The 24,593-nt window shown below is 42.6% G+C and carries 22 protein-coding genes; 13 read left to right on the top strand and 9 right to left on the bottom strand.

The window, feature by feature from the left end; translation table 11 throughout:
- The first annotated feature begins 122 nt into the window (after nucleotides 1–122).
- A complete protein-coding gene (locus ACSSVW_RS01630; protein WP_454178695.1) occupies nucleotides 123–1,859 on the top strand; it encodes a hypothetical protein in 1,737 nt (578 codons plus the stop codon).
- Nucleotides 1,860–1,889: 30 nt separating this feature from the next.
- Here ACSSVW_RS01630 and ACSSVW_RS01625 read toward each other — a convergent pair whose 3' ends face one another.
- From ACSSVW_RS01625 to ACSSVW_RS01615, 3 genes are all read right to left on the bottom strand, one after another.
- Entirely contained in the window at nucleotides 1,890–2,411 is a 522-nt protein-coding gene (locus ACSSVW_RS01625) for an RNA methyltransferase (RefSeq protein WP_036971908.1), read from the bottom strand.
- Nucleotides 2,411–2,908 (bottom strand): YcgN family cysteine cluster protein, encoded by a 498-nt coding sequence (locus ACSSVW_RS01620; protein ID WP_065979069.1) that lies wholly within the window; start codon nucleotides 2,906–2,908, stop codon nucleotides 2,411–2,413. Before ACSSVW_RS01620 ends, ACSSVW_RS01625 begins: the two co-directional genes overlap by 1 nt.
- 78 nt (nucleotides 2,909–2,986) lie before the next feature.
- The gene (locus tag ACSSVW_RS01615) at nucleotides 2,987–4,810 is read right to left on the bottom strand and encodes a DUF885 domain-containing protein (RefSeq protein WP_421420386.1); all 1,824 of its coding nucleotides are present in this window, start codon (nucleotides 4,808–4,810) and stop codon (nucleotides 2,987–2,989) included.
- A gap of 147 nt (nucleotides 4,811–4,957) precedes the next feature.
- Between ACSSVW_RS01615 and ACSSVW_RS01610 the strand changes: the two genes are divergently transcribed.
- Entirely contained in the window at nucleotides 4,958–6,226 is a 1,269-nt protein-coding gene (locus ACSSVW_RS01610) for a Xaa-Pro dipeptidase (protein WP_454178694.1), read from the top strand.
- A gap of 191 nt (nucleotides 6,227–6,417) precedes the next feature.
- A complete protein-coding gene (locus tag ACSSVW_RS01605) occupies nucleotides 6,418–8,829 on the top strand; it encodes a TonB-dependent receptor (protein ID WP_421420382.1) in 2,412 nt (803 codons plus the stop codon).
- Between the two features lie 71 nt (nucleotides 8,830–8,900).
- Here ACSSVW_RS01605 and adhP read toward each other — a convergent pair whose 3' ends face one another.
- Nucleotides 8,901–9,911: an alcohol dehydrogenase AdhP gene (gene adhP, locus ACSSVW_RS01600; protein ID WP_036971919.1), complete on the bottom strand. Its 1,011-nt coding sequence runs from the start codon at nucleotides 9,909–9,911 to the stop codon at nucleotides 8,901–8,903.
- Between the two features lie 250 nt (nucleotides 9,912–10,161).
- Here adhP and ACSSVW_RS01595 point away from each other — a divergent pair, with 250 nt between their 5' ends.
- Complete coding sequence (locus tag ACSSVW_RS01595) at nucleotides 10,162–10,716, top strand: GbsR/MarR family transcriptional regulator (RefSeq protein WP_118845272.1); 555 nt, start codon at nucleotides 10,162–10,164, stop codon at nucleotides 10,714–10,716.
- A gap of 253 nt (nucleotides 10,717–10,969) precedes the next feature.
- Here the strand turns inward: ACSSVW_RS01595 and ACSSVW_RS01590 are convergent, their stop codons facing one another.
- Together ACSSVW_RS01590 and ACSSVW_RS01585 are read right to left on the bottom strand one after the other, a co-directional pair.
- Entirely contained in the window at nucleotides 10,970–11,995 is a 1,026-nt protein-coding gene (locus ACSSVW_RS01590) for a lytic murein transglycosylase (protein ID WP_118844898.1), read from the bottom strand.
- A complete protein-coding gene (locus tag ACSSVW_RS01585; protein ID WP_036971922.1) occupies nucleotides 11,988–12,269 on the bottom strand; it encodes a YcgL domain-containing protein in 282 nt (93 codons plus the stop codon). Before ACSSVW_RS01585 ends, ACSSVW_RS01590 begins: the two co-directional genes overlap by 8 nt.
- Before the next feature lie 156 nt (nucleotides 12,270–12,425).
- Here ACSSVW_RS01585 and minC point away from each other — a divergent pair, with 156 nt between their 5' ends.
- From minC to minE, 3 genes are read left to right on the top strand one after another with little or no spacing between them, the layout of a single operon-like run.
- A complete protein-coding gene (minC, locus tag ACSSVW_RS01580; protein ID WP_454178693.1) occupies nucleotides 12,426–13,130 on the top strand; it encodes a septum site-determining protein MinC in 705 nt (234 codons plus the stop codon).
- 5 nt (nucleotides 13,131–13,135) lie between these two features.
- Nucleotides 13,136–13,945: a septum site-determining protein MinD gene (gene minD, locus ACSSVW_RS01575; RefSeq protein WP_036971926.1), complete on the top strand. Its 810-nt coding sequence runs from the start codon at nucleotides 13,136–13,138 to the stop codon at nucleotides 13,943–13,945.
- A gap of 1 nt (nucleotide 13,946) precedes the next feature.
- The gene (gene minE / locus ACSSVW_RS01570) at nucleotides 13,947–14,210 is read left to right on the top strand and encodes a cell division topological specificity factor MinE (protein WP_036971927.1); all 264 of its coding nucleotides are present in this window, start codon (nucleotides 13,947–13,949) and stop codon (nucleotides 14,208–14,210) included.
- Between the two features lie 40 nt (nucleotides 14,211–14,250).
- Here minE and ACSSVW_RS01565 read toward each other — a convergent pair whose 3' ends face one another.
- Nucleotides 14,251–14,667: a GNAT family N-acetyltransferase gene (locus tag ACSSVW_RS01565; protein ID WP_454178692.1), complete on the bottom strand. Its 417-nt coding sequence runs from the start codon at nucleotides 14,665–14,667 to the stop codon at nucleotides 14,251–14,253.
- 70 nt (nucleotides 14,668–14,737) lie between these two features.
- Nucleotides 14,738–17,527, bottom strand: a complete 2,790-nt coding sequence (locus ACSSVW_RS01560; protein ID WP_051501852.1) for a TonB-dependent receptor — start codon at nucleotides 17,525–17,527, stop codon at nucleotides 14,738–14,740.
- Nucleotides 17,528–17,916: 389 nt separating this feature from the next.
- Here ACSSVW_RS01560 and ACSSVW_RS01555 point away from each other — a divergent pair, with 389 nt between their 5' ends.
- Nucleotides 17,917–18,645: a copper homeostasis protein CutC gene (locus ACSSVW_RS01555; protein ID WP_454178691.1), complete on the top strand. Its 729-nt coding sequence runs from the start codon at nucleotides 17,917–17,919 to the stop codon at nucleotides 18,643–18,645.
- A gap of 2 nt (nucleotides 18,646–18,647) precedes the next feature.
- Nucleotides 18,648–19,517 carry a BadF/BadG/BcrA/BcrD ATPase family protein gene (locus tag ACSSVW_RS01550; RefSeq protein ID WP_454178690.1) on the top strand — a complete coding sequence of 290 codons (870 nt, stop codon included), beginning with the start codon at nucleotides 18,648–18,650 and terminating at the stop codon, nucleotides 19,515–19,517.
- On the opposite strand, the gene ACSSVW_RS01545 is transcribed toward ACSSVW_RS01550, so the two are convergent.
- Nucleotides 19,514–20,239 (bottom strand): AraC family transcriptional regulator, encoded by a 726-nt coding sequence (locus tag ACSSVW_RS01545; RefSeq protein ID WP_075593275.1) that lies wholly within the window; start codon nucleotides 20,237–20,239, stop codon nucleotides 19,514–19,516. The genes ACSSVW_RS01550 and ACSSVW_RS01545 overlap by 4 nt on opposite strands.
- A 162-nt stretch (nucleotides 20,240–20,401) precedes the next feature.
- On the opposite strand from ACSSVW_RS01545, the gene ACSSVW_RS01540 reads away from it, so the two are divergent.
- Genes ACSSVW_RS01540 through ACSSVW_RS01525 form a run of 4 tightly spaced genes read left to right on the top strand, consistent with a single transcriptional unit; the run spans nucleotide 20,402 to nucleotide 24,593 of the window.
- On the top strand, nucleotides 20,402–21,562 hold the full coding sequence (locus tag ACSSVW_RS01540; RefSeq protein WP_036971931.1) for a Gfo/Idh/MocA family protein: 1,161 nt from the start codon (nucleotides 20,402–20,404) through the stop codon (nucleotides 21,560–21,562).
- A gap of 6 nt (nucleotides 21,563–21,568) precedes the next feature.
- Nucleotides 21,569–22,621, top strand: a complete 1,053-nt coding sequence (locus ACSSVW_RS01535; RefSeq protein ID WP_065979061.1) for a sugar phosphate isomerase/epimerase family protein — start codon at nucleotides 21,569–21,571, stop codon at nucleotides 22,619–22,621.
- A gap of 34 nt (nucleotides 22,622–22,655) precedes the next feature.
- Nucleotides 22,656–23,876 carry an MFS transporter gene (locus ACSSVW_RS01530; protein ID WP_454178689.1) on the top strand — a complete coding sequence of 407 codons (1,221 nt, stop codon included), beginning with the start codon at nucleotides 22,656–22,658 and terminating at the stop codon, nucleotides 23,874–23,876.
- A gap of 24 nt (nucleotides 23,877–23,900) precedes the next feature.
- Entirely contained in the window at nucleotides 23,901–24,593 is a 693-nt protein-coding gene (locus ACSSVW_RS01525; RefSeq protein WP_065979059.1) for a 3-keto-disaccharide hydrolase, read from the top strand.

The raw sequence follows: 24,593 nt of genomic DNA, 5'->3' as shown, positions 1-24,593 counted from the left end.
CAGCGATTTGCGTTGAATTACCCTGTTACAAAAATCTTATCATTGTTGATTAAGCAAATATGGTGAAGGGTTTGTAATCATGGTATGTTTTTTAACTAATTAAAGAAAAAGGAATTCAAGCTATGAATAATAAGCTTCTTGCTGTAGGTGCTGTTGCAATTGTTGCAGGTGCGGTGTTGTATTCACAAAATAAAGCCAGTGTTGATGTAGATTTACCTGAGCTTGCCTATGTGCCAGCAGACACTGCCGTGTTTTACGGGCAATTAAAGCCATTCCCGTATAGCAAATACTTTGCACTTATGCCTGATGCAATGAAAGGCACCAACGACTTCACCCCTATTATTGCTGAGCTAAAACAAACCAGCGATCCAAACGCTGTGTTTCTTGCTTCGTTAATGGAAAAGTATCAACAGTCTTTAAGCTCTTATGATGCGTTTAAATCAATGTGGGGGTTTGGCGATGACTATAAAGGAATGATGTATGCGCAAGGTTTGATGCCAATTGTTCGTTTTGAAGTCGCTGACCAAAGCAGTATTATTAATAGCATTAAGCAATCTGCCGACGAAGCAGGTATTGCTTACACAAGCGAAACACTTGATGGTGTAGGCTACACACGGTTTAACATTAGCCTTGAAGGCTTAGATAATATCGACCTGATTGCGTCAACGCATAACAACTGGGCGACATTAACTCTAGCAACCCCTCTTTCGAACAATCAAGACTTACGCATTGCCCTTGGAATAGAAAAACCAGCTAAGTCACTCGCTGATACTAAAAAACTGCCTGAGTTAATTAGCACTTTTTCACTTGATGGCAACTCAGTTGGCTATGTTGATCACCAACATATTGCCAATGCAATTACGGGTAAAGAAGACTCGCGTTTGCACCAAATGCTCACAGAACTACTCAACAAAGCCCAACAAGCCAATGCATTAGACGCAATTTCAACACCCGAGTGTCAAGCAGATATCGCTTACATTGCTCAAAAATGGCCCGCAACCGTATCGGGTACCACAAAATCACGTATTACAGCTGATTATGCCGATTTCGATGTTAAAGCCGTATTACAAAGTACCGACCAAGACTTACTAAATACTCTGCAGGCCGTGCGTGGCTTTGTGCCAAAACACACCACACAGCTTGATGGTCAAATGCTCAGTGTTGCTTACGGGATTGATGTTGCAAAAGTACTGCCACTCGCCAATACATTGACTGGCGCATTGAAGTCAGCCGAATTTAACTGTGGCCCGATTGTCGCTCTACAAAATGAAATGCGTGATGTCAGCACTGCAGGGCTTGCTATGGTCTCGGGTTTTGCAAATGGCGTTCAAGGAATGAGTTTAAGCGTACAAGATGCCAAATTTACGCTTGATGACACTCAAGGCCCACAAGTTGAAAGCTTCGATGCTCTAGTGACTTTATCAGCCACTGATGCACACGGTTTATATTCAATTGCGCAGGGGTTTGTTCCACCACTTGCAAATATAAAACTGCCGGCCAATGGTGATGCTGTAGTCATTAATGATTATATTCCTTCGCCAGTCCCGCTTAATTTTGACATTAAAATGGCGATGAAAGGTAATCACATCGTGATTTTTACGGGTGATCAATCTGCACGTATTGCAAACGAATTAGACGCGCAAAGTGTCACAAAAAATGGGTTTGTGAATATGGCGTTTGATATCCAAAAAATCCTTTTACCGTTACTTGATACGATTGCTGCAACAGGTCAGTTAACCAATGAAGAAATGGCTGAACTTGAAGCCCTGCGTGACCAACCCGTAGGTGTCTATTTTGCCACAGACATTACTGACAACGGCATAGGACTTGAAAGTAACGTACAAATTACTAAAAAGTAATCGCTTAAACTGATAAATGAGAAGAGCGCATTAGCGCTCTTTTTGTTGCTGCCATTTTAAAGAGTTATTAGTATCGCGGCTGCTAAAAATAGTCGTGTCTGAGCTTTCAATGCCACCCAGTTTGGCTAACCTGTCATACAGCACAACATTACACGTAGCAGCTAAATTCATGCAGCCAATGGTAGGCACATAAACCACTTCATCACACCATGTCAGCACGTCTTTACTGACCGAACCATCTTCGGGGCCAAACACATAAAACGCATTTTCTGGGTGCTTAAATTCGGGTAATGGCGTGGCGCCTTCTACAAGCTCTATCACTACCGTTGTTGCGCCTTCTGGCTTCGCTTGCTCAAGGCTTTCAACTTGCGTCAGTGGGATATGCTCAAGCACATTTTTGGTATCAGTGTGGTACTTATTCGCACGCAGATAACGGCTGCCGGTAAAAAAAACCTGCTGGGCGTCGTAACATCCTGCGGCGCGTAATACACCGCCAACGTTGGTTGGGCTTTTGGGGTTTATAAGGCCAATCGATGCTTTTAGCGTAGTCATTAATCGATGTCCATGGTTGGCCATTCAGCAACATATAAATCAAAGTCGTCGAGGTCAACATGACAGTCTTTTATCGTTTTATCACGCACCGAAATACCTAATTGGTGCATCATTTCTTTGCTACCACCATGGAGCAGTGGGTGCCAAGACGCAAGACCACGGCCTTCATGCAAACGACGGTAGCTGCAACTTTGTGGCATAAAGAAGATATCTTTTAGGTTTTCTTTGGTGAGCTTTACACATGAAGGCACGAGAGTTTGACGATTAGCATACTCACTACAGCCACAGCTATCGTTATCAAGGTATTGGCATACGATATTCGTGAAAATAAGCTCTTCACCTTCGCGAAGTTGATCTGTTGCGGCGAATTCATCTTCGTCTTCGCTGTCAATAAATGTGTTTAAACAACATTTACCACAGCCGTCACAAATGGCTTCCCATTCTTCTCGTGACATTTGCTCAAGCGAGCGCTTAAGCCAAAATTTATCTTCTAACATGGTATTACTCAAAGCCCCTAACAGCGCGCATTCTAGCTTAAAGCCAGCATGCGCGCAAAGTTTAGAGTGCTAGAGCTATTACTTTTGCTCGCTAACCCAACGCTTAATTTTCTCTTCAAGAATCGGCATAGGTAATGCACCATCGATCAGAATTTGCGTGTGGAACGCTTTAATATCGAACTTCTCACCCAGTTCTTTCTTACAATAATCGCGTAGTTCTTGAATTTTAAACTGACCTAACTTGTAAGACAGTGCTTGGCCTGGCCATGCGATATAGCGCTCAACCTCAGCGATAATATCACTTTCAGCCATCGACGAATTCGCAAGCATGTAATCAATACCTTGCTGACGAGTCCAGCCTTTTGCGTGGAAACCCGTGTCGAGTACTAAGCGCATTGCTCGCAGTTGTTCGTCAGATAAACGGCCATACCACATGTAAGGGTCGGTAAATAAACCTAACTCTTTACCTAGGCTTTCTGCATAAAGTGCCCAGCCCTCAGCAAATACGGTGTACCCACCAAATTTACGAAACAGCGGTAAGCCTTCAATTTCTTGTTGCAGCGCAATTTGGAAATGATGTCCTGGTGCCGCTTCATGAATTGATAAGGTTTCAAGTAAAAACTTAGGCTGTGCTTTTAAGTTAAACGTATTGATGTAAAAAATACCCGGACGTGAGCCATCTGGTGCAGGTGATTGATACGATGCCCCCGCAGCAGATTCTGCGCGGAAATCTTCAACGGCTTTTACAACGTAAGGCGCTTTCGGCGCAATATCAAACATTTGCGGCAGCTTTGCGTCAATTTTTTCTTTCACTTCTTCATAAGCCGCAATCAGCGCTTCTGGGGTGTCGTAGTAAAACTCATCAGAGGTTCGAAGGTGTTCAAAAAACGCTTTTAAATCCCCTTCAAAACCAACGGTTTCTTTTACTTTTTTCATTTCAGATAAAATACGCGATACTTCGCTTAAGCCAATGTCATGAATTTCATCGGCGTTTAGGCTCAGCGTTGTATGCTGTTTAATTTGATACTCATACCATGCTTTACCATTTGGCAGCTCACTGTAACCAATACTTTCGCGGGCATTTGGTATGTATTCGTTGGCTAAAAAGTCAGCCATTTTTTGATACGCAGGCACTAAACGCTCACTGATCATCGCGGTGTATGCACTTGTCAGCTCTGCTTTTTGTTCGTCGCTGAATGACTCAGGTAACTGAGCAATCGGCCCCCAGAATAATGACTCTTCTGGTTTTTCTACGATATGAGTTTGAAATTGTGGTAATAGTTTTTCAGCAAGCGGTTTAGGAAGTACCACTTTGTCTTTCATGCCTTGGCGCATTGATTGCTCAACGCTCTCTAACCAAGCGATAAAGCCATCTGCACGTTTTTCAAATGCTTTATAGTCTTCAACGGTATTAAAAGGCTGTGCGCTTTGCCCAGACCCTAACGCGGCAAAAGTGTTATGCGCGCCGCCCATTTGATTTATGGGCATTAAGTGACTTGGGAATTGTGACCCTTCAATAGCCAAATCCAAGTCTCGAGCGAGTATTTCATAGCTTAGTAAAGACTGGCCTGTTAATTGTGCCTTATCAATATTTGCCAGTTTGTTTTTATATTCTTTAATGAAGTTAAGCTGCTCATTGCGATTGGCTTCATTGATCGGAGCAATAAAATCGTCGTTAAACTCGTTTCGGCCAATATAAGTGCCACCAATCGGGTTGAATTGTAAACCGTCTTCAAAATAATTGGTCAGTAATGTATCCAGCTGTGCGCTGGCTGATTCTGTTTTTACAGATGGTTGTGCTGCTGTTGTAGGTGTTGTTTCGCTTTTTGGCGTTGACTCATTACAACCCATTAATGCGAGCATCACTGCTGAACTAAGTAGTGCTAATTTTATGTTTTTCATTCTTTCCCTGCCCTTAAATTAAGTACCCGTAAATTATGCGGGTTTAGCGCCCTGTTTAGCAAGTATCGCTGCAACTTATCGCACTTTATTTACACACACTAACGTGATTGGTAAAGTGAAACTTCGACTTACCAATATTGAATAAAAATGAAAAAAACTGTTCTCGCGATTAGCTTAGGTCTTGCCTGCTTAGCCTCTGTAAATACCTACGCCACAACCTACGTATCGGCAAAAGCCATGGTCGATGTAAATTCAGGAAAATTGATTAAATCACCACTAATCAGTATAGAAAATGGTCAGATAACGGCTATACAGACGAATACACAGCCTAGCTTAAAAGATGGCGATAAGCATATTCAATTATTAGAACTCACACTTGTGCCTGGTTTAATGGACATGCATGTACATTTGACCAGCGACCCTACAGTGCCTCGTAGTGCACGAATTGGTCAATCAGTGCCGCGCAAAGCGATTAAAGCCGCCCATTTTGCCGAAAAAACACTGTATGCTGGTTTTACTTCATTACGTAACTTAGGCGCAGAAGGGTATAGCGTTATTGCGGTGCGCGACGGTATTAACGAAGGTGATATTGTCGGTCCACGTATTTGGGCTGCGGGCCCATCACTCGGGGTTACTGGCGGCCATTGTGATAACAACCGTTTACCACCTGAAATGAAATACACCGCAGAAGGTGTTGCAGATGGTCCTTGGTCTGCCCGAGCTAAGGTACGTGAAAACATTAAATACGGTGCGAATGCCATTAAATTTTGTGCCACAGGTGGTGTTTTCTCTAAAGGTACTAAAGTGGGTATTCAGCAATATACGCAAGATGAAATGAATGCAATTGTTGATGAAGCTCATTTGCGCGGTTTAACCGTAGCTGCCCATGCTCACGGCACCAGTGGTATTAAAGCTGCCATTGTAGCGGGTGTTGATAGTGTAGAACACGTAAGCTTTGTGGATGACGAAGCAATTAAGCTTGCAAAAAAACACGGTACGTGGTTCTCAATGGATATTTATAATACCGAATACACGCTGACCTTTGGCGAGCAAAACGGTGTTGATGAAGAAAACCTAAATAAAGAGCGTCAAGTATCTAAAAAACAACGTGAGAGCTTTAGTCGCGCCGTTAAAGCGGGTGTGAACATGGTGTTCGGCACCGACGCTGCAATTTACCCACATGGCGATAACGCGAAGCAATTTTCACGTATGGTTGAATTTGGTATGACACCATTGCAAGCACTGCAATCAGCAACCATTAATAGTGCTAAGCTACTGAAAGTTGATGATAAACTTGGCCAAATTAAAAATGGCTTTTTAGCCGATATTATTGCCGTAAAAGGAAATCCTCTTGAAAACATTGCCGTACTTGAAAACGTGCAATTTGTTATGAAAGACGGCATTGTTTATAAGTAATCACCAATTTGCTGGTTTCATTTTATTGAAACCAGCACCTCTCCTTGTTACCAGTAAAAAGTTAACCAACCATTTATAAAATGTTATTAGATTATACCTAAACTGATTATTTACCCATTTTAGATAAATAACACTTGAAATGAAAACCACTCGCATTATCATTACCGAAAATTTTTAACTTCTTTTCTATAATGACAACTTACAAATACTCTGTTTTAACCCTTGCTTGTATCAGCGCTTTTTCAGTTAACGCTAATGATTTAAACGATGTTGAACGGATTACCGTCTACGACAAACAAAATCGCGTGGTGCTTGAGTCTGGTCTTGCGACAAAATCAAACATGACCTTAATGGAAACACCAGCCCCCGTGGTGGTGGTTGATCAAGCGCTTATAAATTCACAAGGCGCCACAAATTTACAAGATTTGGTACGTAACATCAGCGGTGTAACGCAGGCGGGTAATAATTATGGCATTGGTGATAACTTAGTGATCCGTGGTTTAGGCGCAAACTACACCTACGATGGCATGTACGGTGGTGCTGGCCTTGGTAACACCTTTAACCCTACCCGCTCAATGACTAACGTAGAATCGGTTGAAGTACTTAAAGGCCCTGCCACAGGCTTGTATGGAATGGGCAGTGCCGGTGGTGTTATCAACCTTATTGAAAAGAAACCACAATTCACTGAAAAACACACCGTTAGTGCCGAACTTGGCCAGTGGGACAGCTATGCGTTGGGCTTTGATAGCACAGCTGCTTTAACGGATAATTTAGCGTACCGAGTGAATGCAAAAACAGCGCGCAGTGACGGCTATCGCGATTTAAAAGATGACCGTGACGAAATTTATGCGGCGTTGAAATATGTGCTTAGCGACAAACAAGACATAATGCTTTCAGGTGCTTATATCAAAGACGCCATTGCTGTCGACTCGATTGGCCACCCTATTCGTATTTTTAACAGTGACTCTGTGAATGGTAAAACGGCTGGCGAAGTCACCGCTGCTGATTTAGTTAACGATGCAACGGCAAAAGGACTGCAACTAACAGATCAGCAACGCCAGCAATTAGCAGATTCACTCGCAGCAAATGATGGCCTAACACCGTATACCTTTGGTCATAATGGCATTATTTCGCCGATGGCCAATGATAACGAAGGCGAAGAACTGCGTTTTAAGTTAACGCATAACTACTTTATTACTGATAATTTATTTTTAAATCAGCAATTACAATACCGAAATTATGAATCAAGTTTTGCGCGTCAAACTGGAGCGTATAACTATGTGTATTGGAATCGTAATGGTGTGATCAATGCCGACCCTCGCGCCCCGTTAGTTGTTGATGACGTGCTTTATCCCTTTGCTGCGCGTCGCCAAGAGTATCGCCAAGTGCAAGCAGACGAAAAATCATGGCAATACTTTGCAGATCTTCGTTATGACTTTAGTTTTGCGGGTATCGATAACGAGCTACTGGTAAACGCCAACTACGAAGACCGTGATATTCGTTTTAAACAATACTCTATTTATGATGCCGATCAGGTCATTAAAAATAAACAAGGCGAGGTTATTTACCAAGGCCAACTCCCGTATATTTTTGATATTCGAACACCAAATTGGGGCGCGGGAAGTTTTGCTGATTACGATCCTCTAAAGACCAGCGACTACAACAAAGAAGTGCAAGCGTGGGGAGTCGGTATTCAGCATGTTGCCTATATTCATGACTCCTTTACCACGCGTGTGGGTGTCGCGTTTAATCGCATTAAACAAAGTTATCAGCATTTTGGCGTTGACCCTCGTTACCGAGCAAGCGCCGCAGAGCCAACACCAGAAGCAGATACTTCAGACAGCGGTATGACCTACAACCTAGGTGCGACATATAAACTAAACGACGATATTTCGTTCTTTGTAAATCACTCGAAAGGCCGCACAGCGTATAGCGTGTTAGGTAGTGTAACGGGTAACGAAGCTGACCGTGATGATGCCGAGTCTATCAGTAACGATATTGGCATGCGTGTAAAGGCCTTTGATGATCAACTATTGGCATCATTGGTCATTTTTGACAGTGCCCGTACCAACCTAGAGTATGCAAACCCAGATTATGAAGCCGGCGTGTCTGATGCTTCTATACCAAAGAGCTTTTATGATGGTGAAGAGCAAACAAAAGGTGTTGAGCTTGATTTAAATGCGGATTTAAATGAGCAATGGCAACTTAACATCAATGGTGTCTATCAGGATGCCCGTGATAAACAAAACCCAAATTCATCAAGCTTTGATTCGCGTCAAAAAGGGGTACCTTATGTCACGGCAAGTAGTTGGTTAAGCTACGATGCTCAGTGGTTTAATTTAGCTCAGCCACTAACGATAAGTGCGGGGATTCAATATGTTGATGACCGCAGTACACATTCAACCTCGTTTGGTATTCCAGATGGTTACGTACCTAGCTACACAGTTTACGACGCCGCAATTCAATACCAAACAGATGAGTGGAAACTACAGTTAAACTTAAACAATTTGTTTAACAAAACGTATTACTCAAAAGCAATGTTCTTAGGCGGTATGCCAGGTGAAGAGCGCAATGCTAAATTAACGTTTAGCTATACGTTATAAGTAGTTACCGGTAAAACTAAACAAGCGCGACCCAACGTCGTCGCGCTTGTTTAATAACCGCTCACTCGTTATTAAAACGTCATCACGATACGACCCGTAATATCGCCTTTTAGCATGTCGTCAAAAATCTCATTGATATCTTCAAGGCGTTTTTCTTCAATAATGGCTTTAACTTTGCCTTTTGCGGCAAAGTCGAGACACTCTTGTAAATCTTTACGCGTGCCCACTATTGAGCCAACTACCGACACACCGTTCAGTACCGTATCAAAAATAGGCAATGGCATGTCTTCCGGGGGTAAGCCTACAAGCACGCATTTACCGCCACGGCGCACACTTTTATAAGCTTGCTCAAAACCTGGTTTTGATACCGCAGTGCACACTACTCCATGCGCACCACCGACTTGCTCAAAGATAGTCTCGCTTGGTACTTGCTTCATAAAATCAATGGTAATGTCTGCACCGAGTTCTTTGGCAAGATTCAGTTTGCTTTCACCCGTATCAACTGCAATCACATTAAAGCCCATTGCTTTTGCATATTGCACGGCTAAATGACCTAAACCGCCCACACCAACAATGGCCACCCAGTCACCGGCTTTAGCACCTGTTACTTTGAGTGCTTTATAGGTTGTGACCCCTGCACAAAACAAAGGTGCTGCTTCTGAAAAACCTAATCCTTCAGGAATTTTAACCACATAATCGCCATGAGCTACACAGTACTCGGCGTAACCACCATCTACCGAATAACCTGTGTTGTGCTGCTCAAGACATAAGGTTTCTTTGCCTTCTAAGCAAAACTCACAGTGGCCACAGGCACTGTAAAGCCAAGGCACCCCAACACGGTCACCCACGGCTAAATGTTTAATATTGTCACCCACTTTTTCGATAGTCCCGACCCCTTCGTGACCAGGCACCAATGGCATTTTAGGTTTTACAGGCCAATCCCCATGACATGCATGTAAATCAGTGTGGCACACACCACACGCGGCAATTTTGACAAGTACATCGTTGACACCAATGTCTGGACATGGGATATCTTCAATGCTTAATTTACCTTTGTACTCTTTATTTACTGCGGCTTTCATAACGTTCCTCCATGGTATTATTGGGTTTCAGCGTATACGATAAACAGATTAATTGTCACTGTTATTGATCCACATCAAGCCATACATTTTTACTGGAGTTATAAAAATAAATTAATACATTCAGCTAGATATACCTGCATTGGTGACAACTCAAACTTTAGTCGCAATACAATCAATAGTGGCTATTTCTTTTAGTTATACCCATGGCGTGCTAGCATTTAATTTCTGAAGTTTTTGAACAATGAAAATTATGAGCCTATCTGAAAAAAACGTAGCCTTTGTAATGCACTGTGGTGAAATGGGAAGCCGTTGGGGCTTTAATCGCACTATTGGCCAAATGTGTGGTTTATTAACCATTACAAAAGAGCCGATGACCGCCAACGAAATTGCCGATACGTTAAGTATCTCACGCGGAAACGTAAGCATGGGCATAAAAGAGCTTCAGTCTTGGCGCTTAATTAAAGTGCACCATATTCCGGGCGACCGTAAAGAATACTATGGCCCAGCTGGCAGTATTTGGGATATGGCAAACCGTGTATTTGAAGAGCGCAAAAAGCGCGAAATTGATCCAACTCTAAGCTTGCTTCGCGATAACCTACTCGAACAAGCCCACACCGATGATGAACGCTTTGCGCAACAGCAAATGCAAGAAATCCACGATCTACTCGAAACCGTTACTAAATGGTCAGCAGAGTTACAACGCTTAAGTCCAGAGCAACTACAAAGTCTCATGAAGCTAGGATCTGGTATTGGTAAGGTACTGGATTTTAAAGATAAGATTTTGAAAAAGCCTGGAAAAGAGTAAAATTTGCCAGTTTGTAGGAGGCGTTTTAACGCCGAACATTTGAGATTCACGGCTGAAGCCGTTCCTACGGGTTTAATATTGTAGGCGTGATACTTGTTTCGGGCGTTCTTTTGCAGGTCATGTTTTAGTGGGTTTTGAACGAATAATCAAAACTGCACTTAATGTTCTTACATTGCACAGGGAGTAATCTAATAAGGAGGCAATAAACCGTCAGGCTCAGTTAAAACTAAGCCTAACAGTTAATAACAATAAGTTACTTAATCGCTGGGTAACCGATGCGATCTGATAAGTAACCCACACTGGTTGCAAAGTAATACGAGCGATTCCAATGCATGAGTGCTTTGTAGTTATCGTAGGCTAGATACATACGGCCGTTCACGTCATCCGGCATCACCATCGCGGCAGTAATGTCAACGTTTGGTAAGTCACTACCATCCATTTTACGAACACCTAATGCTTGCCAGTCAGCTAGACTGCGCTCTGACTCTTTCCAATATTCAAGCCATTGACTGCGCGTTTTAGTGCCACGTTTAAGAATATTTGCGTTATCAAAGTCTTCCGGTAATTTAACTTGGCGACCCCACGTTAAGTCATCGTTCCACCCTGCTTGCTTAAGGTAATTTGCAATAGAGGCGAAGGCATCTTCTTCGGTTGTCCAAATATCCTTGCGACCATCACCATTGTAATCAACCGCATAAGAATTAAATGAGGTTGGCATAAACTGCGTTTGCCCCATTGCACCTGCCCAAGAGCCTTTGAACTTATCAAGGGTAATATGCCCCTCTTTTAAGATATCAAGTGCAGCCCAAAGTTGGTTTTTGTACATGGTTTCGCGGCGGCCATCAAATGCAAGTGTCACGAGTGATGCAATCACGCTGTGTCCACCTTGAATTTTACCGAAATTACTTTCAAGGCCCCAAAGTGCAACAATAAAGCGTGCTTGAACGCCATATTCTTTCGCTACTTTTTCAAGAACGTCTTGGTTTTCTTTATACAATTTACGTGCGCGATCAATTTTCCATTGCGGCACACGTTTTGGTAGATAGGTTTCTAGTGTTTCTTTTACTTCTGGCTGATTTTTATCTGCCGAGATTACTTTTTCTTTGAATTTAGCCGTTGCAAAGGCTTGGTCAAGCAGTGCTTGGTCGTAACCTTTTTCAAGCGCTTCTTTTTTTAATGCGGCAACATATAAATCAAAATCGGCTTGTGTTTTTTGTTCTGCCAGTACAGATGTGCTCAACGAGGCACTTAATAAAATAACGGCAAGTTTTTTAATCACTATCAGCTCCCTTGTCTTTTTTAAATTCGGTCAGCAGGTTTTCTTCCGGCGGAGGTAGTTGTAAGTAGAAACCGTGCTCAATTAACGCTTGCTTAACCGCCTCTAAATCTGCAACACCTAACTTTTTACGGCTAGCAAGATTGATCATCATCACATAATGAGGCTGGCCAAATGTCGCTAATAAAGCGTCTGGGACTCGACTAAAATCCTCTCTTTTCTCTACAAAAAGGTAGGTATCCGCTTTTTTCTTACTTTTATACACCGCAGTTAGCATTATGACCCTATAATATCTTGCTTAACGAAGGCGCACACTATAACATGAGTCAAATAATAAGTTATAAAAATTAGGTTAGATTTTTACTGTATAAGCCTTGTTCAGCCTGCGTTTATCTGTAAATACGACTAACCAAGAAAATTCAATTGAGCGTGTATGTCGGAACAAATTTTTGAATTAAAAGGGAACCTCTTTACATTATCTGTTTTACATTTATTTACAGCAGATACCTCTCTTTTAAGTAAGCAGTTAGATGAGAAAATCGCCCAAGCACCTAAGTTTTTTGCCGGTGCGCCTATCGTAATCAACTTAAGCGACGTACAAGATGAAGCGCTTGATTTCTCGTTTTTAAAGTCTATGTTAACAAGCTTATCGTTTAACCCTGTCGGTGTGTGTAATGGCACGCAAGAACAAAACGAAAACGCAAAAGCAGCGGGCTTATCGGTCTTGAACTATTCACAGGACGTTAAGGGAGCAACCGCTAAACAACAAACAAATACGTCTATCGTTGAAAAAACCGTTCACCTACCAGCACAAGTCATTCATGGCACGGTGCGCTCAGGGCAGCAAGTGTATGCAAAAGACCGCGACCTTATTGTTATTGGGGCTGTAAGCCACGGCGCTGAAGTCATAAGCGATGGTAATGTGCACATTTATGGCACATTACGCGGCCGTGCAATTGCGGGTGCAAAAGGTTACAACGAGGCACAAATATTTTGCCAAAAATTAGAAGCAGAACTTGTTTCTATTAATGGCAGTTATTGGATCAGCGACTCCCTACAAGGTGAACACTGGGGTAATGCCGTACAAATCCAACAAAAAAATGATTCATTAGAAATTTCAGCTTTGGTTAAAGGATAAATCTCATGGCAAAAGTAATTGTCGTTACTTCTGGTAAAGGTGGTGTTGGTAAAACCACATCGAGTGCTGCAATTGGCACAGGTTTAGCACTTAAAGGCTTTAAAACCGTTATTATCGACTTTGATATTGGTTTGCGTAATCTAGACCTTATCATGGGTTGTGAGCGCCGTGTTGTTTATGACTTTGTAAACGTTATTAATGGCGAGTCAAACCTAAATCAGGCTCTAATTAAAGATAAACGTGTTGATAAACTCTTTATCTTACCTGCTTCACAAACCCGTGATAAAGACGCCCTGACCCGTGAAGGTGTTGAACGCGTTCTAAACGAGCTGAAAAAAGATTTTGATTACATTGTCTGTGATTCACCTGCGGGTATCGAAGCGGGTGCCATGATGGCAATGTACTTTGCTGATGAAGCAATTGTTACTACCAACCCAGAGGTATCGTCGGTTCGAGATTCAGACCGTATCTTAGGTATCTTACACAGCAAGTCTAAGCGTGCTGAAGAAGGCCTTGAAAGCGTAAAAGAACACTTACTATTAACGCGTTACAACCCAGAGCGTGTTGAAAAAGGCGAGATGCTATCAGTTGAAGATGTACAAGAAATTCTTGCAATTAAACTATTAGGTGTTATTCCTGAATCACAAGCGGTATTAAGTGCATCGAACTCTGGTCAACCTGTGATCTTAGATTCTGAATCTGATGCGGGCCAAGCGTACACAGATGCAATTAATCGCCTGCTAGGTGAAACAGTTGATTTTCGCTTTTTAGATGTAGAGAAAAAAGGCTTGTTCAAACGGATTTTTGGAGGTTAATGTGTCTTTACTTGACTACTTCCGCTCAGAAAAGAAAAGCAGTGCGTCACTTGCAAAAGAGCGATTGCAGATCATTGTCGCACACGAACGTTCACAACGTGGTACGCCTGATTACCTACCACAGCTAAAACAAGACATCCTTGATGTTATTCGTAAATACGTGAACGTAAGCACTGATGCAGTTCAGGTTCAATTTGACCAAAACGAAGATGATTTAGCGGTCCTTGAGCTTAACGTCACTTTACCTGACGAAGAAAAGAAATAGTCAAAATTGGGCGCCATGTTATAGATAACAGCGCCCTTTTTTATTTCTGCCACTGCATATGAAACTCGTAGTCGTCCTCGCCTATGGTTTTAAAACCTGCCCGTTGATAAAGCCCATATGCGGGATTTGCTTTAAGAACGGTTAAGTTAATTACATTCGCTTCATTTTTTAGCGCATGTAACACCTTTGTTCCTAACCCCTTCCCTTGCTCTGTTGGCTCTATTTGTAACTGCAGTAGGTTTATGTGACCTTGTTCTCTAGTAAACTTAGCAAGACCTACACATTGTGCCTCTGCAAAGACTAAATGACTGTGCTCAAAATGCTCTGCTACGCGTGCTTGATGTTGCCCAAGAGATAAGAACAAACCTTGCTTTTCTAAATGCTCAACCATGGTATTTAAGCGTAAGGTGAGCAAGTAAGGCTTGTCTAGAACTGTCGCTTTTATAAATTTTATCACTGCATATCCTTACAACAAAAAAGGTACCTTAAGTAAGGTACCTTTTTGGCGTTTAACAAACAACTTTCTGCTAGAAGTTATAGTTTGCACCCAGGTAAAAACGGCGACCTGAATATTGGTTATAGGTAAATCGATTACTTTGCTTCCAATAACCTTCTTCAATTTCTTCTGTTAGGTTTACCACCGACGCTGTAAATGACAACGCATCAGTCAGGTTGTAAGATGCATTCACATCTAACTGACCATAGTCTTTAGTGTATAAGTTGTAGCCCTGGTGAATACCGTTTGCACGATCATCTTTCCAGTTATACGAAGCTCGAACGCTAAAGTCGTCATTTTCAAAGTACACAGAAACATTATATTGGTGCTTAGCTGTACCCGGAATTTCAGCCTCTGTTTTTTGCCCATCCGTCGATACTTCGCTAGTGCTAGTATCTGTGTAGGTATAGTTAGTTAAAATACCAAAGCCGTTATCAAACGAGTGTTGGAAGAACAGCTCTAAACCTTCAGATTTCGCATCCCCACCACCCACTTTGGTGTTCATTTCTACTTCGATCGGCCCATTACAGCAATCGTGTTCACGTTCTACAATTTCAACAGTCGAAATAGGTAAGTTAGAGATATCTTTAGAGAACAAAGTAGCACCAAGCGCCGAACCATCACCGTAATACCACTCAATTCCTAAGTCGAATTGATCAGAAAGCATTGGCTCAAGGCCGGTATTTACAGAGGTTCCTGTACCTCTACCAGTCCATGAATCTGGTGAGTTAATGTTAACGGGTGGTCCGTATGACTCCGCTTGACTTAAGTCAGAATAACTTACCCTTGCCATAGTCCGTGCGGCCGCAAAACGAACGACGAGGTCTTCGGTTGCATCCCATGCTAAGTTAAAGCTAGGTAATACTTCACTGCCATCACTACTGCGCTCATTTGGATCTGTATCATCATCATCTTGGCCAATGACGTCGTCGTATGTAAGGGTGCTAAGCTTAGTGTTTACATAGCGGACCCCTACATTACCTCGAAAGTTTTGCCACTCGAAATCAGCTTGAGAGTAAACAGACCATATTTTTTCTTCAAGCGCATAGGTGCCTGATAGACTTGGCATCACTGTTTGACTGAAATTTTGCTTTAGATAATCATCAAGCGCATTAAAATCAAACGCTAAAAAGTTGAATGCACCTGTATCACCAGCACTATTATCAACAACATGGTCACTTACAAGCGTCGCCGGATCTGGATGAAAATCTGGGTTATGAAACCACTCTGTTCCTGGTAAATAGCCACGGTAACCACCATTATCAGCTATGCCGTCATCCCAACGAAAGTCATTACGAATCCCTTTAATCTCGTGATCTCTGTATTTCGCACCCACATAGAAACGAGTGAAAAAGCTGCCATCAAGATCAAATTTTACATCGCTTTGAAGGTAATCTTCTGAATCTTCATTTTCTGATGAATATGAATCAAACCAATCATAGTATTGGTATGCTTCTTTATCGGTTGCCAAATCAGTGGATACCTCATAATGCGGCTTACCATTCTCAATTGACCATAACCAGCTATTTACAGAGCCTTGGCGCGCATCAATATTTGCGTACGTTTCTTTTGACGTTCCGCCTTCAGCTTCTGTGTGTCCAAGCTTAACTGTAACGCTGTAAGTATCACCATAATAAGTGCCTTCGAAATCGTAGGTGTTTGATTTTGACTCGCCAAAACGCTCACGCCCAGTTAATTGTGGCGACAACAAACCACGACGAACAGGCACACCCCCGTTTACATCAGCATCACCCCAGTTATTATCATTGAGTAAGCCGTTGTCGCCATTGCCGTACGCGATAACTGTATCGCCATCAAGAACAATACCGTAATACGGATTATGGTTATCATTCCACTCCGCAAATGTAATGCTTTGCCCTGTTTGGTCGTAGCCTAACTTGGCACCAAAATAGTTAAAGTTTAGATCAAGTCTGTCACTTGGAGCCCATTGTACTGCGACTTGATAACCATCCCGAGTGCGGTCTTGATTTGAGTTATTCACACTCATAGCACGAGGTGCCCAGACATTGTTGTACACTTCACCAGTTGCCTGGTCGACCAACGCAGGGCGTTCTGCACCTTCAACAGTATCTGAGTGAAAACGCCAGTGTGAGGCATTGTTGGTGATTGTTGTCACGGTGCGGTCTTGACGTGTAAAGCCTGCTAATACACCTATGTTTTCGTCATCATTTTTCCATGAATACAGCACATTTACTTGCGGCTTAGTATCTTCGGAAACATCATCGTAAGTTAATTCAGCGCTTAATGCGCCCGAGTTTGCTTCCATTTCGAGTGGCTTACGTGTGTGTAAAATGACAGTACCACCTATGCCACCTTCATCGATTCGTGCCTCTGCACTTTTATATACTTCAACGCTTTTGATCATACTCGAAGGCAGTAATGTGTAATTAAAACTTCGCGTGGGCGTACCCGAGCCAGATGATGCAATGTAATTACCGTTTAATTGCGTGAGTGTCCAATCAGGTGAAGTACCACGAATACTCACTCGACTGCCTTCCCCGCCATCACGGTCAATCAGCACGCCCGATACACGCTGTAATGAGTCCGCGACGTTTTTGTCAGGAAACTTACCAATATCTTCGGCTGTAATTGCATCAACCGTGGCAGCTGATAAACGTTTAATTGCTAAATTTTCTGCCGTTGAAGATCGTATACCTCGCACTTCAATTACTTCAACATCCTCTTCAGCTTGCTCTGCTGCGTAAGTTGTATTAACCGCCGCGAGTAATGAAAGCAAAATTGCATTGCGTTTAAAATGCCGTCCTTGCCCTTTTCTTTTTATTGCTCTTTGCGTGCCCATGCCTTTCTCCAGTTGTGTGTTCTGCTTATGCTTGTAAGACTAAACTGCTTACAAAAGCACTTTATTGTTGTCGTTTTGAAACTGATTATTGGGAGTTAACAGCTTGTAAAACTCAAACTCAGAATAGGGTGAGTGATTAAAAAGTGATAATAAAAATTCGGTGACAGATATGACAAAATCGGCGTATGGAATATTTTATATTCTTTTTTTTATATTCTGCTTTATAGTAACCCCATAGTTTCTATAGTGATTCCATGAACAAAACCAACTAAAAAAACAAAACCAACCAATTGATTTTAAATAACAAAATATAAATACAAGTTAGTACCGACATTACATTATGTTTAGCAAATTTAACGACCCAAAATATATAAGACAAAAAAACAGCAATGAGTAATGGTAAAATTCTTGAAGTCTGCTTAAACGAAAGTCATTTAAAGCAGCTCGCAAACAATATCTCATCAGCGAGCCAATTAGGCGTGAAACGCTTTGAACTGTGCTGTAATTTGCATCTTGGCGGTTTAACTCCGAGTGTGTCAGCCATTGAATGTGCAGTGAAAAATTTAAAGAATAATGCAGAATTATTAGTGATGATACGTCCGTACAATGATCAATTCGAAGTCGATTCTCAGTGTCATAAAATAATGTGTGAACAGATCAAGTACGCAGCAGAATCCGGTGCACATGGTGTAGTATTTGGTGCAATTAAACATCAGCAAGTCGATGAAGACATAACCCATTCGTTGGTTAATACTGCAAAGTATTTTAATTTAACGGTTACTTTTCACCGTGCCTTCGACACGCTTGAATCACCAATAAAAGCCCTTGACTCACTCACTGCATTAAACGTCGATCGCATTTTAACATCAGGCACACCATGGCAAAGTGGGCGTAATGCAGTCGATGGACAAACTCAACTTAACACCTTACTCGCGCATGCTAATGCTAAGCCAGAAATTGTAATTGGTGGCGGCATAACGTTAGATAGTGCGCCAACACTGTGGCAATTAATAAACCATCATTCAGCGAAGGCGTCTCTGCATGTTCACTCATGTGTGCATAATTCGATTGGTGATATCGACATAGATGCAATTTGTTCATTGCTCAAAAAGGATTAAATATGACTACAAAGCACCTGTATTATCTAGGTATCGACGGCGGTGGCAGTAAATGTAAAGTTCGCTTAGAAAACCAAGACGGTCATCTATTGAGTGAAGCAATTAGCGGCTCAGCCAATGTCGCTACCAGCGCTGTGCAAAGCCAAGCATCTCTATTGGATGCAACTAAACGTGCATTTGAATATGCTGGCTTACCTCTCACTGAGCTGAAAAAAACCTCTGCGCATGCAGGTCTTGCAGGGGCTAATATCGAGTCAGCAAGCAAAGCAATGGCGCAGTGGCAGCACCCTTTTGCTCAGTTTACTGTGTCAACCGATTTAGTGATTGCGTGTAAAGGCGCTCATCAGCATCATGATGGTGCGGTCATTATTCTTGGGACGGGTTTTTGCGCCGGTTTCCAACGTCATCAGCACATCACCGAGTTAGGCGGATATGGCTTATTACTAAGCGATGGTGCAAGTGGGGGCTGGCTAGGCTTACAGCTATGCCGAAAAGCATTTGAAGTACTCGATGGCGTTACACAGCGCTCAAGTGTTATAAATACTCTGCTAGATGAGCTCGATTGCAAGTCGAGTCAAGCTTTAAGCCAACAGTTAATAACGGCCTCCCCTGGGGAGCTCGCCAAGTTTGCGCCGCTCGTTTTCGCGCATCCTAACGATAGTTTCTGCCAACAATTACTCACCGAGGCAGGCTCTTTTATAGACCGCTATATCGCTTACTTTAGAGCTCAAAATATACACCGTGTTACCTTGGTAGGCGGTATTGCCTCAGCCATTACTCCTTGGTTAAGCCCGTCAAGTCAATCTCAGTTAACGTTAGCGCAAGCTAGTGCTGAAGAAGGCGCTATTTTATTGGCAAAACAGTCATGTTAGTCGCCTAATTGAGCACGCATTTGTGATGGTATTTCACCAAACAAACGCCGAAATTGTTTGCTGAAATAGCTTGGTTCAGAAAAACCGCATTGATACGCTACTTGTGATATTGGTATGCGTGTTTCAATTAATAATTTACGTGCGTTTTCGAGACGCACTTCGTTTATAAACTGATTTGGAGTCTTTGCTAAGTGCTTTTTAAATCGCCTTTCTAGAGCGCTAATCGATAAGTGTGCGAGTTCTGCCAGTTCATCAATACTAATTTGGCGATGATAATGTTCGCGAATATACTTAACAGGTTCTTCAATTGCACGCACGTGTGAAAGGGCTTTAGATGTTTTTTGTAAATGGCGCGTCACACCATAGGTGCCAATCACATTACCATCGTGATCTTTGAGTGCGTGCTTAGATGTTGAAAACCAGCCAAGCTCACCTTGCAGGGTTTGGTTAAGCTCAAGACGGTCTGTCACGATAAAGCCTTCCATCACTCGCTTATCGTCATTCACATATTGAAACGCTAAGTGTTTAGGCGAAAAGTCAAAATCTGTTTTTAGTAAAATTTGCTCTAGAGTTTTATAACCCTGATGTTCAATAAAATGCTGATTACAATGTAATATTCTACTATCCGTATCTTTCACCCAAAAGAGGATATCGGGTAATAGATCAAATGCAGCAATGAGCTGATTGACTCCCGCTTTTTTTATTATTTCTTGAATATTCATAACTAAAACACCCCTAAAAAATGTCATTGCCATTATATTTTAAACGCCGATTTTGTTGCATTGTCAACCGAATTTTTATTATCGCTTATTGCCCAAGCTTACCTATTATCAATAACATGACATTAACAGTAGCAAACGCTACTTTGATTAGGAGCGCTTAAGATGAGCAAAGCTAAAATCCGCATGGCTATGATCGGCGGTGGCGAAGGTGCCTTTATAGGCGCAATTCATCGCATTGCAGCGCGATTAGATGGCATGATAGAGCTTGTGGCTGGTGCATTCAGCTCGGATGCCAACAAATGTAAAGCAACTGGCGAATTACTTGGCCTCGATAGCAGCCGTTGCTACGACAGTTACCTCACCCTATTTGCAGAAGAAGCAAAATTACCTGCTGAAGAGCGCGTTGATTTTGTGGCAATTGTAACGCCTAACCACTTGCACTTTCCGGTGGCAAAAATGGCTCTAGAGCACGGTTTTCATGTTTTATCAGACAAGCCTGCAACTCTTTCACTTGTCGAAGCACAGCAATTACAAGAAATCATTACCAAACAGGGTCTTTTGTATGGATTAACACACACCTACACCGGCTACCCGATGGTCAAAGAGGCTAAGCAGCGCATTAAAGCGGGTGAGCTTGGCTGTATTCGTAAAGTCATTGTTGAATACACCCAAGGCTGGCTTGCACAAAGTGAAGATGAAAGCTCTAAGCAAGCAAGCTGGCGTCTTGATACGAGTAAATCGGGAATAAGTTGCTGCATGGGCGACATTGGTGTGCATGCAGCAAATTTGGCTGAGTATGTATCGGGCCTCGAAATAACCCAACTGTGTGCCGATTTGAACCATGTAGTTGATGGCCGCAGCCTCGATGATGATGGCACGGTGCTACTGCGTTTTAACAACGGTAGCAAAGGCGTATTACTCGCAAGCCAAGTCGCTATTGGTGACGAAAACAATCTACGCCTGCGTATTTATGGTGATAAAGCCAGCCTTGAATGGTCGCAACTAGAGCCGAATAGCTTATGGCTGCGTGCGCATAACCAAGCAGCTATCTTGCTAAGAGCGGGTGTAGGCGTACTTCACACTGATACGCAAAATGCACTGCGCACACCGGCGGGTCATCCTGAAGGATACCTTGAAGCCTTTGCCAACATTTACAGTAATTTTGCAAAGCAAATTCACGCATTTAAACAAGGCGACAGCGCCACAAATCAAGAGTTTGATGTACCCGGTATCAAAGAGGCAGTTCGCGGTATGGCATTTATTGAGCATGTTGTAGCCTCGTCAGAGCGCGATACTAAGTGGCACAGTTTACAGATTGGATAATACATAATGAAAAAAATCAAAGGGCCAGCGATTTTTCTGGCGCAATTTATTGGCAATGAAGCCCCTTTTAATAGCTTTCGTGGATTATGTAAATGGGCCAGTGGTTTAGGTTACAAGGCCATTCAAGTCCCTACCTCTAACCCCGCTATTTTCGATTTAGAAAAAGCCGCCGAAAGCCAGCAATACTGCGATGAAGTCACTGGTATTGCAGCCGAGTCAGGCCTTACAATTTCAGAGCTATCAACCCACTTGCAAGGTCAGCTGATTGCGGTACACCCTGCATACGATGAAATGTTTGATAATTTTGCTGCAGACCACGTAAAAGGCAACCCAGCGGCACGCACACAATGGGCAACGGAGCAGCTAATGTTTGCCGCAAAAGCGAGTAAACGCCTTGGTTTAACAACGCATGCGACGTTCTCGGGGTCTTTTTTATGGCATACCTTTTACCCGTGGCCACAACGTCCACAGGGACTTGTTGAACAAGGTTTTAACGAACTCGCTAAACGTTGGTTACCAATTTTAGATTGTTTTGATGAACACGGTGTTGATGTTTGCTATGAATTACATCCGGGCGAAGACTTGCACGACGGGGTAACATTTGAGCGCTTTTTAGCCGCCACAAATAATCACCCTCGTGTGAACATTCTATATGATCCGAGTCACTTCGTATTGCAACAATTAGACTACTTAGCATTTATCGATATTTATCATTCACGCATAAAAGCGTTTCATGTCAAGGACGCTGAGTTTATTGCAAATGGCCGCTCTGGGGTATACGGCGGCTTTCAAAACTGGCAAGACCGACCGGGCCGTTTTCGATCTTTAGGTGATGGGCAAGTCGATTTTAAGCAAATTTTCAGCAAATTAACCCAATATGGCTTCGATGGCTGGGCAGTGCTTGAATGGGAGTGTTGTTTAAAACACCCAGAAGATGGGGCACGAGAAGGCGCTGAGTTTATTAACGCACATTTAATAAACCCCACCGACAAAGCCTTTGACGATTTTGCCAGTGGCGCAACAAACACTGAGCGTAATAATCGAATTTTAGGTTTATAAAACCGACAACAATTGAACACACAGGACACACAATATGGACAACAATAATTATAATCGCATTGTCTTTCGGCTTTGCTGTATAGCACTGATTGTGACCTCGATGACCTTTGCCATTCGCGCTGGTATTTTGGGTCAACTTGGTGGTGACTTTGGTTTAACTGACACCGAACTCGGTTGGGTCAATGCAATGGCGTTTTTAGGTTTCCCCGTTGCGACCATGCTCGGTGGTATAATCTACAACGCTATTGGTGCTAAAAAGCTGGTCGCGTTGGCATTTATTTGTCACTTACTTGGCCTTGCCTTAACCATCACCGCAGATGGCTTTTGGGGCTTGCTGGTATCGACTTTTCTAATAGGCTTTGCAAACGGCTCTGTTGAAGCAGGTTGTAACCCATTAATAGCTGAAATGTACCCTAAAAACACCACCACTATGCTTAACCGCTTTCATGTTTGGTTCCCTGGCGGGATTGTAATTGGTGCATTAGCGTCTAATTTCATGTCGGCTGCCGGCCTTAACTGGCAGTGGCAAGTCGCTTTAATATTAGTTCCGACCATTATTTATGGTGCCATGCTAATTAAAGCAAAATTTCCGACCTTTGATACACGTATCCACTCGACCAGCAGCAACATTCGTCATTTATTTACCCCGCTGTATTTATTTCTTATAGCGTGTATGACACTGACCGCCACTACGGAGTTTGGTACTCAGCAATGGATTGAACGTATTTTAGGTTCATCGGGGGCATCACCCATGGTCATTTTAGCACTTATAACAGGGCTCATGGCGGTAGGTCGTTTTTTTGCAGGCCCTATTGTCCACAAGCTTAACCCTACAGGTGTATTACTTGGCTCTGCGCTTTGTGCAAGCTTAGGTATCTTTATGATGAGCCAAGCACAAGGCACCATGATTTATTTAGCCGCTATTTTATTCGCCATTGGTGTAACTTACTTTTGGCCTACCATGCTTGGTTGTGTTGCCGAATACATTCCGAAATCGGGCGCGCTAGGTATGTCGTTAATGGGAGGCGCGGGCATGTTCGCAATGAGTATTTGGAATCCAGTCATAGGAAGTTGGATAGACAGTGCCCGTTTGTCTGCAAAAGCATCAGGTGCCAGCGCGGAACAAATCGAAATTTTGGCCGGACAGGCTGTATTACAAAACCTGTTGATATTCCCGATTATTTTAATTGTGGCATTCATAGGGTTGCATTTAGTTATTAATAACAACAAACGCGCTGAAAAGTGCGCATCTTAAGCAAGTAAATCGTCGAGGAACACCATGTTTAAATCTCTCAAAGCACTGACTTTAGTGCTCACAGTTAGTAGCTGTGCACTCGCTAATGCGACTGATAATCAGCTAACACAACAAGAAAAAAACGCCGGATGGCAGTTACTGTTTGATGGCAAAGACATGTCACAGTGGCGTAATTTTAAAAGTGACTCTTTAAATCCAGCTTGGGTTATTGAAGATGGCGCCATGACCTTAACAAAAGGAGGTGGCGACCTACTAACCAAGAAACAATATCAAAACTTTGAACTGCACATTGATTGGAAAATTTCAACCAAGGGCAACAGTGGTATTTTTGTGCTGGCCGATGAAACAGGACAAATGATTTATTCACATGCGCCAGAGATTCAAATTATTGATAACAAAGAGCACCCAGATAACAAAATTGACTCTCATTTAGCTGGCTCAATTTATGATTTATTCGCTGCCCCTGCTGCTGCACATAAACCCGCCAATAGCTGGAACCATGTGCGTATAAAAATGCAAGACAACCATCTACAAGTTTGGCAAAACGGCATTAGTACGACAAGCATCGTTATTGGTAGTACAACATGGAACACGCTTGTAAAAGGCAGTAAGTTTGCCAATTGGCAAAACTTTGCAACGGCTAAGCAAGGCCATATCGGGCTTCAAGATCACGGCGATAAAGTGTGGTTTAAAAATATAAAAATTAAGGAGCTTTAA

It is taken from the genome of Pseudoalteromonas sp. MBR-15 (genome assembly GCF_053628915.1).
This window is presented reverse-complemented; position numbering and strand designations above follow the sequence as displayed.